The 16,234-nt window shown below is 71.9% G+C and carries 5 protein-coding genes; 1 reads left to right on the forward strand and 4 read right to left on the reverse strand.

The genetic code is table 11. From position 1 onward, the window contains the following. Positions 1 to 2 precede the first annotated feature (2 nt). Genes ACWDLG_RS03280 through ACWDLG_RS03295 form a run of 4 tightly spaced genes read right to left on the reverse strand, consistent with a single transcriptional unit; the run spans position 3 to position 14,685 of the window. Positions 3 to 1,292, reverse strand: coding sequence for an MFS transporter (locus tag ACWDLG_RS03280; RefSeq protein WP_449915472.1), 1,290 nt, complete (start codon positions 1,290 to 1,292; stop codon positions 3 to 5). Then, positions 1,267 to 5,163 carry an amino acid adenylation domain-containing protein gene (locus ACWDLG_RS03285; protein ID WP_449915474.1) on the reverse strand — a complete coding sequence of 1,299 codons (3,897 nt, stop codon included), beginning with the start codon at positions 5,161 to 5,163 and terminating at the stop codon, positions 1,267 to 1,269. The genes ACWDLG_RS03280 and ACWDLG_RS03285 overlap by 26 nt, the downstream gene beginning before the upstream one ends. Next, positions 5,160 to 14,465, reverse strand: coding sequence for an amino acid adenylation domain-containing protein (locus ACWDLG_RS03290; protein WP_449915477.1), 9,306 nt, complete (start codon positions 14,463 to 14,465; stop codon positions 5,160 to 5,162). The genes ACWDLG_RS03285 and ACWDLG_RS03290 overlap by 4 nt, the downstream gene beginning before the upstream one ends. 13 nt (positions 14,466 to 14,478) lie before the next feature. Further along, on the reverse strand, positions 14,479 to 14,685 hold the full coding sequence (locus tag ACWDLG_RS03295; protein ID WP_354923334.1) for an MbtH family protein: 207 nt from the start codon (positions 14,683 to 14,685) through the stop codon (positions 14,479 to 14,481). A gap of 446 nt (positions 14,686 to 15,131) precedes the next feature. Here ACWDLG_RS03295 and ACWDLG_RS03300 point away from each other — a divergent pair, with 446 nt between their 5' ends. After that, positions 15,132 to 16,229 carry a hypothetical protein gene (locus tag ACWDLG_RS03300; RefSeq protein ID WP_449915479.1) on the forward strand — a complete coding sequence of 366 codons (1,098 nt, stop codon included), beginning with the start codon at positions 15,132 to 15,134 and terminating at the stop codon, positions 16,227 to 16,229. The last annotated feature ends 5 nt before the right edge of the window (positions 16,230 to 16,234 follow it).

The following is a 16,234-nucleotide window of genomic DNA, read 5'->3' on the forward strand; positions in this document are numbered from 1 at the left end:
CGTCAGTGCTCCTGCGGTTCGGGCATGCCCTTGGTGCGGGGGACGGGGGAGAGCGCCAGCACGATGATCGGGATCACGGTGCCCACGGCGCAGATGAGCATGGTCGTCCGCAGGCCGACACCTTCGGCCAGCAGACCCATGAGGAAGGCCCCCACCGGCGCCAGGCCGAGGGCCACGGCCCGCTGCGAGGCCATGACGCGGCCCTGGAGGTGCTGCGGGGTGGCGCCCATGCGGAGCGTGGCGCTGGACACCATGGCGATCGGGCCGGTGACGCCGAGCAGGAACTGCGTGAGGCCGATCATGACGACGATCAGCCAGGTGGGTCCGGTGGCCAGGCCGACGAGGAGGAGCGAGAGGTTGCCGACGACGGTCATCCAGAAGAAGGAGGGCCCGATGCCGATCTTCTTCATCGACCTGGTGGCCAGCAGGGAGCCGAGGATGGCTCCCGGGCCGCCGATGGCCAGCAGGATGCCGACCCAGTACTCCTCCATGCCCAGGCCCTTGATGACCCAGAGCGGCAGCAGCACCTCGATGCCGGTGTAGAAGAACATGTAGAAGCCGGCGGCGATCATGCTCGGCCTGATCAGCGGGTCACGCAGCACCCAGCGCAGGCCCTCGGCGATCGAGGAGAACACGCCCTGCTGCTCGGCGTTGCGCTCCGGCACCGGTTCGGGCTTGCGGATGAGCGCGCAGCTGATCGCGGAGACGATCAGCGTCACCACGTTGACGAGCAGCACCTGGGTCGCGATGAACGCGTTGACCAGCACCGAGCCGACGCTGTTGCCCACGACCCTGGCGACGGAGTTGCTCAGCTGGAGCTTGGCGTTGCCGTCGCCGATCAGCTCGCGCCCCACCAGGAACGGCAGGTGCGACATGTTCGCGACCTCGAAGAACACGAACAGCACGATGGACAGGAAGGAGATCGTGCCGAGCCAGAAGAGCGTGAGCATGTCGGCGGCGTAGAGCCCGACGACCGCCAGGAGGAGCACGCTGCGGCCGACGTCGGCGACGATCATGGTGGGCCGCTTGCGGAACCTGTCGGCCCAGAAGCCGGCGAACAGGAACAGCAGGAACGGCAGCCGTCCGACCGCGCCCAGCGTGCCCACTTCGGCCTCGTCGGCGCCCAGCAGGACGATGGCGATGAGGGGCATGGCCACCACGGTGACCTGGGCGCCGAACTGGGAGGTGCTGTAGCCGAGCCAGAGTTTGAGGAAGTCGCGGTGTTTCCAGAGGCTGGCCGGCTTCTCTTCTGCGGGCGCGAGCGCCTCAGTGGTGGGCGTGTCCGAGGCCACGGTCCATCCACCTCCTCCATTGGTTGGCGGTCCGGGTGACGTAGGGGTTGTAGAGCGCGCTGAACCGCGCGCCGGGGATGAGCCCGGTCTCCAGGTGCGGGATGACCGCCCGCCACCCGTAGTCCTCCTCGGGAGGAGCGTTGTCCTCCTCGGGGATCAGCAGGATCACCGGTCCGTCGAAGGTGTCGTGCTTGTAGCGCCCCACCGCGTGGGCGTTGGCGCGGAAGACCTCGACGTAGCGCTGGATCTGGTCGAGGTCGGTGCTCTCCGTCCGGAGCTGGCCTTCCTTGGTGGCCGCGTTGACGATGGCCAGCAGCCGCTCCGCCGGCTCCATCAGGCTCAGCTCGCGAGGGTCGAGCGAGGTGGCTCCGCCGGCCAGCGCGTGCACCATGAGCGCGGTGTCGTCCTCCAGCGTCGAGCCGACCACGGGCTCCTCCGCGGAGGACCAGGCCAGGAAGACGTACGGCACGTCGTGGCCGTCCTGGCGCAGCTTGCGGGCCACTTCGAGGGCGATGTTCCCGCCGATGCAGAAGCCGCCGACGAAGTAGGGCCCGTCAGGGAAGAGCTCGCGGATGTAGCCGGCGTAGCTCTCGGCCATCTCGTCGATGGTGGTCTGTACGGCGTCGCCCTCGGTCAGCCCGTGCGCGGGGATGGCGTAGACCGGCTGGTCGTCGCCGAGGTGCTGGGCGAGCGGCCGGTATCGGAAGACCTGCCCGCCGAGCGCGTGGATGAGGAACAGGGGAGGACGGTTGCCCGCGGTGCGCAGCGGCACGACCCGGCCCCGGGAGATCGGGTTGTCGCCTTCGTCCGCGAGGGCCTCGGCGAGCTGGGCGACCGTGGGCGCGGCGAGCACGGTGGCCACCGGGATCTCCCTGCCGAGCGCCTGCCGCATCCGCAGGGCCAGGCGAAGCGCCAGCAGCGAGTGTCCGCCGAGGTCGAAGAAGTCGTCGCGGATGCCCGGCGTTTCCACGCCGAGGATCTCCGCCCAGATGCCGACGAGGGTCTCTTCCAGCTCGTCCCTGGGTGCTTCGTACGGGGCTCGGGCCACCGGTGCCGGATCAGGGAGGGCTTTGCGGTCGAGTTTGCCGTTGGCGGTCACCGGCAACCGATCCAACACCGTGAACGACGACGGCACCATGTGCTCCGGCAACCCCTGCCGCAGGAACCCCGCCAACTCCTCGAAGTCGACCGCCCCCACCACATACGCCGCCAGCACACCACCCACCGGCCGCACCGCCGCCGCCTGCACCCCCGGATGCCGAGCCAGCACCGCCTCGATCTCGCCCAGCTCCACCCGCATACCCCGGACCTTCACCTGATCGTCGTTCCGACCCAGGTAGTCCACCTCACCATCCGGCAACCAACGCGCCAGATCACCCGTCCGATACAACCGCGACCCCGGCCCGCCATACGGATCCGGCACGAACCGCTCCGCCGTCAGACCAGGCCGCGACACATACCCCTCGGCCACCTGCACCCCGCCGATGCACAACTCACCCGCCGTCCCCACCGGAACCCGACGCAGATCCGCATCCAGAATCTCGATCCTGGTCGCCCGGATCGGCGCCCCGATCGGCGTCCGCTCCTCCCCCACCCGACACGCATGCCAGGTAACATCCACCGCCGCCTCGGTCGGCCCGTACAGGTTGTGCACCTCGACACCCGGCCACACCGCGTGCACCCGCGCCACCAGCGCCGACGGCAACGCCTCACCCGAACACACCACCCGTCGCAGCGACGGCACCGCCAGCTCCGGCTCCTCCACCAGCGCATCCAGCATCGACGGCACGAAGTGCACCATCGACACTCGTTCCCGTCGCATCAGGTCCACCAGCGCGGTCGCGTCCAGGTGGGCCCCGGGTGGCGCCACCACCAGGCCCGCCCCTTCCATCAGGGGCCAGAACAGCTCCCACACCGACACGTCGAAGGTGAACGGCGTCTTCTGGACCACCCGGTCTCCGGCGCCGAGCGGGAACGTCTCGCCCATCCACACCAGGCGGTTCGCGATGGCCCGATGCGACACCATCACGCCCTTCGGCGTCCCCGTCGAGCCCGACGTGTAGATGACGTAGGCGGGAGCGCTCGGCGGGATCGGCAGGCCCAGCGGCGCGGCGTCACCGGAAGCGCCGGGTTCGACGGTGGCGAGTCCCGGGAAGCGGTCAGGCTCGTCGGTGATCACCACGCGCGCGCGGGCGTCCTCGGCCATGAAGTCCAGCCGCTGGTCGGGGTAGGCGGGGTCGAGCGGCAGGTAGGCCCCTCCCGCGGCCATCACCGCGTGCACGGCCACGACCAGGTCGACGCTCCTCGGCAGGCACACACCCACCACGTCACCCAGCCCGACACCCCGCTGCCGCAACACCGAGGCCAGCCCGTTCACCCGCGCACCGAACTCGGCATACGACAACCAGACACCGTCGCCGCCACAGATCGCCGGAGCGTCCGGCACCTCGGCCACCCGCCGCGCCACCACCTCCGGCAACGCCACGAACTCCCGCGCCTCACCCGTCGCGTTCCACCCCTCCACCGCCGCCACGTCGGCGGACAGGAGGTCGTCGGACTCGCGCGGGTCGGCGGCCGGATTCTCGGCGATCTTCGCGAAGACGCGGCGGTAGTACTCGCCGGCCTGCACGACCTGGTCCGCGGAGAACTGCGTGATGTCGTACTTGAGCTTCAGCTCCAGCCCGCCGGCCTGGGGCGACCAGGTGAAGTTGGCGGACAGGGGCAGGTTGGTCTGCTCGAAGAACTCGCTCTCCACGACCTGGATCGCCCCGCCGGGGCCGAGGTCCCGGTAGACGTGGAAGTCGCGGTAGTCGAAGAGCACGTCGATCACCGGGGAGCGCTGGGCGAGGCGCTGCATCTCGAACAGCGGGTAGAGCCGGTGCGGCAGGAACGCCACCTCCGCGGCGAAGACCCGCTTGATCAGCTCGTCCCAGCTCGCCACGGCGGTGCCCACCCGCACGGGCACGCTGTTGAGGAACAGCCCGAGGACCTGCTCGGCCGCCTCGTGCTCGGGCCTGCCGTGCGTCACGATCCCGGTGACGACATCGCTGTCGCCCGTCAGGAGCGCCAGCACGCGCAGGTGTCCCGCGAGCAGCACGGTGCGCAGCGGCACCCTGGCCTGCCGCGCCGCCTGCTCCAGCCCCTTGACGACCTGGTCGTCGAGGGGTACGGCGTGCGAAACGGTGTCTTCGGCGTCCCCCGTGCGGTAGCCGGGCAGCCTGGGCAGCGCGGTCATCGGCGCGTCGGCCAGCATGTCCCGCCAGAACTGTTCGGTCTCCGGCGAGGCCACCGCCGCCTTCTCGCGGGCGACGAAGTCCCTGAAGGTGGAGGGCGGCGGGGCGGCGGGCGCCTGCCGTACGCCGTCGAGCCCCGCGGCGTAGCGGTCGAGCAGCTCGGTCACCAGCGAGGCGACGCTCCACCCGTCGAGGATCGCGTGGTGGAAGCTCAGCGTGAGGGCGAACCGTTCAGGGGCGAGGTGGTGGATGACGGCGCGGAAGAGCGGCGGCGCCTCCCAGTCGAAGGGGCGGTGCTTCTCCTGGTCGCGCCAGATGCTCAGGCGCGACCTGGGGTCCTCGAACCCGGACAGGTCGATCTCCTGCACGGGCGGCTCGACGTCCTTCCAGACCAGCTGGATGGGCTCGTCGAAACCGGTCAGGTCGAACGAGGTGCGCAGCACCGCGTGGCGGTCCATGACCTCGCGCAGGGCGGCACGGAAGGTGTCGCTCTGGTAGGGGCCGCGCAGGTTCAGGGTGAAGACGTCATGGTAGGTCGCCGAGTCTTCCTGGTAGGCGCTGTGGAAGAGCATGCCCGACTGCAGCGCGGTCAGGGGGTAGGCGTCCTCGAGTTCGGTCGCGGGTTGTGTCGCCGTCAACGCTTGCCTCCTTGGAAACGCTGCTTCAGCCGATCCAGGTCCGCGGCTCCGAGCATGCTGAACGCCTCGCTGCCGCGGCTCTCGTTCACCGTCCCGGTGGTGATCACCCGGGCGAGCTCGCGCACCGTCTGGTGGACGAAGACGTCCTCGAGCGCGAGGGCGTACCCTCGCGCCCGGAGGCGCGCGACGATCTTGAGCGATCTGATGGAGTCGCCGCCCAGCGCGAAGTAGCTGTCGTGGGCGCCGGGGGCCGGGACGCCCAGCACCTCCGCCCATACTTCGGCCACGGCCCGCTCGATCTCACCGCTCGGTTCCTCGTACGGCACGCCGGCGGGGGCGTCGGGTTCGGGGAGGGCTTTGCGGTCGAGTTTGCCGTTGGCGGTCACCGGCAACCGATCCAACACCGTGAACGACGACGGCACCATGTGCTCCGGCAACCCCTGCCGCAGGAACCCCGCCAACTCCTCGAAGTCGACCGCCCCCACCACATACGCCGCCAGCACACCACCCACCGGCCGCACCGCCGCCGCCTGCACCCCCGGATGCCGAGCCAGCACCGCCTCGATCTCGCCCAGCTCCACCCGCATACCCCGGACCTTCACCTGATCGTCGATCCGACCCAGGTAGTCCACCTCACCATCCGGCAACCAACGCGCCAGATCACCCGTCCGATACAACCGCGACCCCGGCCCGCCATACGGATCCGGCACGAACCGCTCCGCCGTCAGACCAGGCCGCGACACATACCCCTCGGCCACCTGCACCCCGCCGATGCACAACTCACCCGCCGTCCCCACCGGAACCCGACGCAGATCCGCATCCAGAATCTCGATCCTGGTCGCCCGGATCGGCGCCCCGATCGGCGTCCGCTCCTCCCCCACCCGACACGCATGCCAGGTAACATCCACCGCCGCCTCGGTCGGCCCGTACAGGTTGTGCACCTCGACACCCGGCCACACCGCATGCACCCGCGCCACCAGCGCCGACGGCAACGCCTCACCCGAACACACCACCCGCCGCAGCGACGGCACCGCCAGCTCCGGCTCCTCCACCAGCGCATCCAGCATCGACGGCACGAAGTGCACCATCGACACGTTCTGCTCCCGCATGAGTGCGAGCAGTCCGGCGGTGTCCCGCTGCATCCCCGGTGGTGCCACCACCAGCCCGGCCCCCTCCATCAGGGGCCAGAACAGCTCCCACACCGACACGTCGAAGGTGAACGGCGTCTTGTGCAGCACCCGGTCGCCCGCGCCGAGCGGGAACGCCTCGCCCATCCACACCAGCCGGTTCGCGATGGCCGCGTGGGAGACGAGCACGCCCTTCGGGGTGCCGGTGGAACCGGAGGTGTAGATCAGGTAGGCGGGCGCGCTGGGCGGGATCGGGATGCCCGGCGGCGCCGGGTCACCGGACACTCCTGGTTCGACGGCGGTCAGTCCCGGGAAGCGGTCAGGCTGCTCGGTGATCACCACCCGCGCCCCTGCGTCGCCGGCCATGAACGCCAGGCGCTCGTCCGGGTACTCCGGCTCCAGCGGCAGATACGCGGCTCCCGCCGTCATCACCGCGTGCACGGCCACGACCAGGTCGACGCTCCTCGGCAGGCACACACCCACCACGTCACCCAGCCCGACACCCCGCTCCCGCAACACCGAGGCCAGCCCGTTCACCCGCGCACCGAACTCGGCATACGACAACCAGACACCGTCGCCGCCACAGATCGCCGGAGCATCCGGCACCTCGGCCACCCGCCGCGCCACCACCTCCGGCAACGCCACGAACTCCCGCGCCTCACCCGTCGCGTTCCACCCCTCCACCGACGCCACGTCGGCGGCCAGGAGCGGAAGCCGGGAGACGGGGAGGTCGGGGTCGGCGACGGCGGCGGAGAGAAGAGCGACGAAGTGCTCGGCCATCCGCGCGATCGCGTCGGCGTCGAACAGGTCGGCGCGGTACTCGAAGATGCCGCCGAGCTGTCCGGGGAAGCGCTGCAGGTACAGCGACAGGTCGAACTTGGCGGTGGTCGTGCCGGAGGTCACCCACTCGGCCGCCAGGTCGCCGAGGCGCGGTTCGGTCCGTTCGGCGTCCTCGAGGCTGAACAGCGCCTGGACCAGCGGCGTGCTGCCGAGGTCACGGCGCGGCTGCAGGTCCTCGACCAGCGCCTCGAAGGGCACCTCCGAGTTGGCGAAGGCGCCGAGCGTGGTGTTCCTGGCCCGGCCGATCAGCTCACGGAAGGTGGGGTCGCCGGAGCAGTCGGTGCGCAGCACGAGCGTGTTGAGGAAGAAGCCGATCAGCGGCTCCAGCTCGGGCCGGGGCCGCTCGGCCGCGGGGGTGCCGACCACGATGTCCCGCTGGCCGGTGTGCCGCGCCAGCAGGACGGTGAAGGCGGCCAGGAGCGTCATGAACAGGGAGGCGTTCTCGGCGGCGCCGAGCAGCCGGAGGCGTTCGGAGACCTCCGGGGAGACCATGAACGGGACGTTGCCGCCATCGTGGCCCCTGCGGGCCGGGCGGGGCCTGCTGGTCGGCAGCTCCAGGCGTTCGGGCATGCCCGCCAGCCGCTCGCGCCAGTAGGCCAGCTGGGTGTCGCGCAGCTCACCCTCGACCCGGTCATGCTGCCAGGCCGCGTAGTCGGCGTACTGCACGGTCAGTTCCGGCAGCGCCGCGCCCCGGCCCGCGTAGCACTCGCCGAGCTCCCGGGCGAACAGGACCGCCGACCAGGCGTCGTTGGCCACATGGTGAATCGTCACCAGCAACTCGTGGTCGTCGGCCGCGTGCCGTACCAGAGCGGCCCGGAGCGGGGGCTCCGCCGTCAGGTCGAAGCGGCGGGCGGCGAACGCCTCCAACGCGCCCTGCTCCACCGTCTCCAACGGCACGTCCGCCTCGGCCGCCACCGTCACCAGTACGTCGTCGTCACGCTGGACGAACCGCGACCGCAGCACCTCGTGCCGGGCGGCCACCATCGTCAGCGCCCGTTCCAGCGCCGCCACGTCCAGCGGACCGCGCAACCGCAGCCGGACGTGCGTGTTGTACACCGCCAGCTCCGGCTCCAGCTGGTCCAGGAACCACAGCCGCCGCTGGCCGTACGACACGGGAAGCAGCCCGTCGCGCGGGACCGGCACCACCTCGGGAACCGGAGTGGCGGCTTCGAGCCGCGCGGCGGCGATCCGCTCGGCCAGACCGGCCACGGTCGGCGCTTCGAACAGCGCCCGGACCGGGAGGTCGATCCCGAAAGCGCTTCGCAGCCGAGTGACGATCTTGATGGCGAGCAGCGAGTGGCCGCCGAGGGTGAAGAAGCCGTCCTCCCTGCCGAGGGGACCGCTCTCGAGCACCGACTCGAACAGCGCCGCGACCAGCTCCTCCACCGGGCCCTGCGGCGGCGTGCCCGCGGAGTCCTGCCGCGCCTCCCCTGGCTCGGGCAGGGCGGCTCGGTCGAGCTTGCCGTTGGCGTTGGTCGGGAGCTCGTCGAGGAAGGTGAACGACGCCGGGATCATGTGGTCGGGCAGCCGCTCGCGCAGCAGGCCGGCGAGCGCCGCCGGGTCGGCCCGGCCGTCCCCTGACGGCACGACGTAGGCGGCCAGCGTGCCCCGCACGGGCTGCACCACCGCGGTCCTGACCGAGGGGTGGGCGGCCAGGAGCGACTCGATCTCGCCGGGCTCGACGCGCATGCCCCGGATCTTGACCTGGCCGTCCATCCGGCCCAGGTAGTCGACCTCACCCTCCGGCAGCCAGCGGGCCAGGTCGCCGGTGCGGTACATGCGCGCGCCGGCCGGGCCGTACGGGTCGGGCACGAACTGCTGCGCGGTCAGCCCGGGCCGCCGCGCGTAGCCGTGGGCCACGCCGATGCCGGCGATGCACAGCTCGCCGGGCGTGCCGACGGGCACGCGGCGCAGGTCGGCGTCCAGGATCTCGATCCTGATGCCCCTGATGGGCGCGCCGATCGGGGTGCGGGACTCGCCGGGCTCGCACCTGTGCCAGGTCACCTCGATGGCGGCCTCGGTGGGGCCGTAGAGGTTGTGCAGTTCGACGCCCGGGAGCCGCTCGTGCAGGCGGGCCGCCAGCGTGGCCGGGAGGGCCTCGCCCGAGCAGTACACCCTGCGCAGCGCGGGCAGGTCGAGGACCGCTTCGTCCAGGAGCGCGTCCAGCATCGACGGCACGAAGTGGACGGTGGTGACGCGGTGGGCGGCGAGCAGCCGGACCAGCGCGGCCGGGTCGCGGTGCGCGTCGGGGGTGGCGACCACGAGACCGGCTCCGGCGATGAGCGGCCAGAACAGCTCCCAGACCGACACGTCGAAGGTGAAGGTCGTCTTCAGCAGGACCCGGTCCTCGGCGGTGAGCGTGAAGGCGTGATCGGTCCAGGTCAGCCGGTTGCCGATGGCTTCGTGGGAGACGAACACGCCCTTCGGGGTGCCGGTGGAGCCGGAGGTGTAGATCAGGTAGGCGGGCGCGCTGGGCGGGATCGGGACGCCCAGCGGCGCGCCGTCTCCCGGGACCGCGGGATCGACGGTGGTCGTTCCCGGGAAGCGATCCGGCTGGTCCGTGACCACCACGCCCGCTCGGGCGTCCTCGGCCATGAAGGCCAGCCGCTGGTCGGGGTATCCGGGGTCGAGCGGCAGGTAGGCCGCTCCGGCGGCCACCACCGCGTGCACGGCCACGACCAGGTCGACGCTCCTCGGCAGGCACACGCCCACCACGTCACCCAGCCCGACACCCCGCTCCCGCAGCACCGAGGCCAGCGCGTTCACCCGCGCGCCGAACTCGGCATACGTCAACCAGGCGCCCTCCGCGTCACAGATCGCCGGGGCGTCCGGCGTCCGCGCCACCCGCCGCGCGAGCAGTTCGGCGAGGGAGGCGTACCCCTCCGGCGCGCCCGTGTCGTTCCACCGCTCCACCAGCGCGTCGTCGGCGGCCGGCAGCGAGGGCAGGCCCGACATCCGCTGCTCAGGGCCGGCCGCGACGGCGGTCAGCACCTCGGTGTAGAGCGCCGCGATGCGCTCGGCGGTGGCCTCGTCGAACAGGTCGGTGCGGTATTCCAGGATGCCGCCGACACCGCCGGACTCCCGGCGCAGGTACATGGTGAGGTCGAACTTGGCCGTCGAGGTGCCGACGCCCCGCCACTCCATGGTCAGGCCGCCCGCGCTGACCGCCGGACGGTCCGCGTCCTCCAGGCTGAACAGCACCTGGACCAGAGGCGTCGCGCCCAGGTCGCGCTCGGGCTGCAGCTCCTCGATGAGCGCCTCGAAGGGCACCTCGGAGTTGGCGAAGGCCTCCAGCGTGGTGGCCCTGACCTGCTTGAGCAGATCGCGGAAGGTGGGGTCGCCGGAGCAGTCGGTGCGCAGCACCAGCGTGTTGAGGAAGCAGCCGATCAGCGACTCCAGCTCGGGCCGGGGCCGCTCGGCCGCGGGCGTGCCGACCACGATGTCCCGCTGCCCGGTCGCCCGGGAGAGCGCGACCGAGAGCGCCGCGGCCATGGTCATGAACAGGGAGGCGTTCTCCTCCGCGCCCAGGGACCGCAGCCGCTCCACGACCTGGCCGGGGACGGTGATCGGGACGTACGCGCCGACGTAGTCGCGGCGCGCCGGGCGCGGGCGGTCTGCCGGGAGCTCCAGGCGTTCGGGCATGCCGGCGAGCCGCTCGCGCCAGTAGGCCAGCTGGGTGTCGCGCAGCTCGCCCTCGACCCTGTCACGCTGCCAGACCGCGAAGTCGGCGTACTGCACGGCCGGCTCGGGCAGCGCCGCGCCCCGGCCCGCGTAGCACTCGCCCAGCTCCTGGGCGAACAGCACCGCGGACCACGCGTCGGTGACGACGTGATGGATCGTCACCAGCAGCTCGTGGTCGTCCGCGGCGTGACGCGCCAGAGCGGCCCGCAGCGGCGGCTCGGCCGTCAGGTCGAACCGGCGGGCGCCGAAGGCCGCCAGCGCCTCCGGCTCCACCACCTCGAACGGCACGAACGCCTCGGCCGCCACAGACACGAACAGGTCGTCATCGCGTTGCACGAACCGCGACCGCAACACCTCGTGACGGGCGGCCACCATCGTCAGGGCGTGCTCCAGCGCCGCCACGTCCAGGGCGCCGCGCAACCGTAGCCGCACATGGGTGTTGTAGACGGCCAGCTCCGGCTCCAGCTGATCCAGGAACCACAGCCGGCGCTGCGAGTAGGAGGCGGGGAGCAGACCGTCGCGTGGCACCGGGAGGACCGGCGGGATCTGGTCGGCGCCCCTGCCCTGTGCCGCGGCCACCAGGTCGGCGATCCCGGCGACGGTGGGCGACTCGAACAGCGCCTTGGGGGAGAGCCCGACGCCGAACGCCTTGCGCAGGCGGCCCATCAGCTTGATGGCCAGCAGGGAGTGGCCGCCCAGCGCGAAGAAGCCGTCGTCCCGGCCGACGGGACCGCTCTCGAGCAGCGCCTCGAACAGGGCCGCCACCAGCTCCTCCACCGGGCCGCGCGGTGGCACCCGCTCGGCCTCCACGGTGTCCGGCGGGTCGGGCAGCCTGGATCGGTCGACCTTGCCGTGCGCGGCCAGGGGCAGCGCGGGCAGCTCCACCAGGTGGGCGGGAATCAGGTAGGTGGGCAGGCGCTCGGCCAGGTAGCCGGGCAGCTGCCGGGTGTCGCCGACGACGTAGGCCACCAGCTCGGGCTCGTCCTGCCCGCGCACGACCACCACGCAGTCGGTGACCGCGGGATGGGCCGCCAGCACGGCCTGCACCTCTCCGGGTTCGACCCGGTGCCCGCGGATCTTGACCTGGCCGTCCGCGCGGCCGAGGAACTCGATGGCGCCGTCCGGTAACCGCCGCGCCCGGTCGCCGGTGCGGTAGATGCGGGCGCCGGGCGCGCCGTACGGGTGGGGGACGAAGGCGGCGGCGGTCTGTCCCGGGCGGCCCAGGTAGCCGCGCGCGACGGTGGTTCCGCCGATGCACAGCTCGCCGACGACCCCGTCGGGTACCGGGCGCAGGTCCTCGTCCAGGATGTAGGCCTCGGCGTGGGGCAGCGGGAAGCCGATGGGCGTGACCGCGCCGGCTCCGGCCGGCTCCTGGTCGCCCGCCAGGCCGAGCACGCCGACGGTGGTTTCGGTCGGACCGTAGTGGTTGACGACCGCGGGGCCGCCGGGGCGCGAGCGCAGCTGCCGTACCCAGTCCCATCGTGACGCTTCGCCGCCGAACACCAGCGTGCGGCCGGGCAGCAGGTCGGCCTCGTCGGCGTGCAGGGCGGCCAGGTGCGAGGGCGTGATCTTCATCAGGTCGATGCGGTCGCGCCTGAGGTGCTCGGCGACCCAGGCGGCGTCCGTCGCGTGCTCGCGTGGGACCAGGTGCAGGGTGCCGCCGGTGAGGAGCGCGCCGTGGAAGACGGTGACGCTGAAGTCGAAGGTCAGCGGCTGCAGCATCGAGTGGCGCAGCCCGGGCGCCAGGTCGAGCAGACCGCCGACCCCGGCCACGTAGGCGGTGAGCTGCCGGTCGGCGATGCCCACCCCCTTGGGCCGGCCGGTCGAGCCGGAGGTGTAGATCACGTAGGCGAGCGTGTCCGGGTGCCGGGTGATCTCGGGGGCGGTCTCCGGCTGCTCGTCCGCCTCGCCCAGGTCGATGACCGAAAGGCCGGTCTCGGGCGGGCCGAGCTCCGCCCTGGTGATGACGGCCGTCGCCCCCGAGTCCGCCAGCAGCTCGCGCAGCCGCTCCACGGGATGTTCCAGGTCCAGCGACAGGTAGGCGGCGCCCGCCTTGAGCACGGCGAGGACGGCCACGGCGAGCTCGACGTCGGTGTCCAGGAAGAGCGCCACCGGGGTGTCAGGGCGGGCCACCCCGGCCAGGCGGTGGGCCAGCCGGTTGGACCTGCGGTCCAGTTCGGCGTAGGTCAGGGTGCGTCCCGCGGCGTCGGCCACCGCCACCTGGTCCGGGCGGGCGGCCACCTGGGCCGCGAAGGCCCCGGTCACGGTGTCGGACGCGGGGGCGGACCCGGCGCGGAACGGCGAGGTGGCCGTGGTGAGGCGCTCCTCCTCGCCGGGCAGCAGGAACGGCAGGTCGGCCAGGGACGTCTGCGGCTCGGCCAGCGCGGCGTCGAGCAGGCCGCGGTAGCGGGCGGCGAAGTCCCTCGTCCAGGCCTCGTCGAACAGTGCGGTGGCGTACTCGATGCGCCCGTCGATGCGCCCGTCCACCTCGGCGAGGTCGATCAGCAGGTCGACCTTGGCGGTGCCGTTGCGCACCTGCCCGTTGGTGACCAGGGAGGGCAGGAGGTTGAACACGACCTGGTGCAGCGGCGTGCCCACACCTTCCGCACGGTCCGGCCTGAGCTCCTCGACGAGCCGCTCGTAGGGCACTTCGGCGTGGTCGAGGGCGTCGAAGACCGCGGTCCGCACCCGGTCGACCAGCTCGGCGAAGGTCACCTCGCGCGCGCAGTCGGTGCGCAGCAGCAGGGTGTTGACGAAGTTGCCGATCAGCGGCTCCAGCTCGGGCAGCGGCCGCCCGCCCACCGGGGAGCCGACCACCACGTCCGCCCGCCCGGCCAGCCGTGACAGCAGGGCTTTGAGCCCGGCGAGCAGCACCACGAAGGGTGTGGTGCGCCGCTCCCTGGCCATCCGGTGCACGCCCTGCACGGTGGGGGCGGGCAGCTCGAAGCCGATGTCGCCGCCGGTGTGCCGCGGCAGGCCCGGATCGGGCGCGCGGGGTGACAGGCGCAGCGGCTCGGGCAGGTCGGCGAGCTGCTTGCGCCAGTAGCCGAGCTGGTCGGCCAGCTCGCCGCCGTCCCACCTGCCGCGCTGCCAGGCGGCGAAGTCGCCGTACTGGATCGGCAGCTCGGGGAGCTCGCTCTCCCCGCTCCCCGTGACGGCACGGTAGGCGGCCTGGAACTCCCGCTGGAAGATCGCCACGGAGGCGGCGTCGAAGGCGACGTGATGCACGGTGAAGAAGAGGCGGTCGGCCTCATCCGTGCGGATCAGGCGCGCCCGCCACAGCGGAGCCCGGTCGAGCGGAACGGAGCGGGCGGCCTCGGCGTCATACACCTCGGCGAGCCGTGCCTGCTGTTCCTCGGGTGGGAGCCCTCGCAGGTCCGTGACAGGCACGTCGACCGGCACCTCGGGCAGCACGACCTGGGTCGGCACGCCGTCGCGGGCCTCCAGCGCGGTACGCAGCACCTCGTGGCGGGCGACGACCCTGGCCAGGGCGGCTGCCGCCGCGGAGGGCACGGCGGCAGCGTCGGTACCGGCCGGCAGGCGGGTACCGAAGGGGATGTTGTAGACGGCGAGCCCAGGTTCCAGCTGGTCCACAAACCAGAGCCGTTCCTGCGCGAAAGAGGCGGGGAGCTCGAAACCGTTCGCCGGGTCCATAGGCGCGCTCACGCTATTCGGCCCGCTCGTACTCCTGCATGGCCTCGCGCAGGCTGCGGGGCCTCATGTCCGTCCACACCTTGTCGATGTACTCGAGGCAGTCTTTACGGTCGCCCGAAAAGCCTTCCTCGCGCCAGCCGGCCGGGAAGGGGCGGTCGGCTGCCCAGATCGAGTATTGCTCTTCGTGGTTGATCACTACCTTGTAGTCGCCACTGGGCATGGATCCGCCTACTCCCTTTCGCGGCGCCAGGGGTTGCCCGACACGCCAAAGAACAATGTGGGACTTTGGGCCGCAAAATCTGGCAAGTTACGGCCCGTAATGGAGCAGCAGCGCACCTTATCCGGCTCTGACAGCCCCTGTAGTCGTTTTCACAGAAGCGTCGCCGATTGAAGTAGATGGGCGCCCGGCGAGTCAAGACATGTCGGAAGAACAGCACCTAACGATCACTGACAGTGTTCATGACAAGAATCGTGCATTGACACCGCCCCGAGGCTCGGTGAAATATTGGCCGGGCCCAAACTCGTCACCACGACTTGGGCGGCAACAGACCATACGTCCGTTTTACGGGGTTCTCCTTCATTCCGCGCTCACCCAGTGCGGAGAGAGGTTCAGTCCAGCATGGCGGTGCACAGCTCCCTCCCCTACCTGCAGACGACCCGAACGGCATGACCACCCGGCCCTCGCTGGCGGTCATCGGCACCGGCGGCCTGGCCAGAGCCGTCTGCTACGCCCTGGCCGTGATCGGGCCGCCGGCCCATGTCACCGTGATCGGGCGCGACCCGGCCCGTACCGCCGATCTATGCCATGTCGGTATGGCCAGAGCCGCACTGTCCGGCACCGGCGTCAGCTTCCGCCCCCAGACCGCGGACCCTTCCAGCGAGGACGCCCTCGCGGAGGCGCTGGCGGCCGCCGCTCCGGCGGGCGTGCTGCTGGCCGCCTCCAGCCAGTCCCCCTGGGAGTCGCTCAGCGCGCCCTCGGCATGGACCGCCCTGCTGCGGCGCGGAGGTTTCGGGCTCACGCTGCCCTTCCAGGCGGAGTCCGCCGTCCGCGCGGGCGAGGCGCTCGCCTCGGCCTGCCCCGGCTCGTGGTTCGTCAACGCCTGCTTCCCCGACGCGGTCAATCCCGTGCTGGCCGCCGGCGGCACCCAGGTGCTGTGCGGGATCGGCAACGCCGGCCTGCTGGCCGCCAGCCTCCAGGCCGCGCTCGGCCTGCCCGACCAGCGAGAGCTGCAGGTGCTCGCACACCACGCGCACCTGTACACCCCGGCCTCCCCCGAGACCGAGGCGCGGGCCTGGCATCAGGGCCGCCCGCTCGCCGACGTCGGCACGTTGCTGGCCGGCCAGCGGGCCACCTCCCGAACCGAGCTCAACCACGTCACCGGCCTGACCGCCGCCCGCGTGCTGGGCTGCCTGCTCACCGGCGGCGACCTGGACACCTCGCTGCCGGGCCCGCTCGGACTGCCGGGCGGCTACCCGGTACGGCTCGCGGCCGGCCGGCTGAGCCTGCGCCTGCCGCCCGGAGTGGACCGTGCCGACGCCGTCGCGTTCAACCAGCGCTCCGCCGTACAGGACGGGGTGGTCGTGGACGGGACGCGCGTCACCTTCGGCCCTGCCGCCCAGCAGGAGCTGGCGCGGGTCGCCCCCGATCTCGCCGACGGCTTCCACGTCGCGGACCTGGCGCCCGTGACCAAGGCGTTCGCCCAGCTCCGGGACCGGCTCCGCGACCTGCCCGCAGACTCACCCAGCCCCGCCGACAACCCGTAACGAGG

The organism is Nonomuraea sp. NPDC003727 (genome assembly GCF_053586935.1).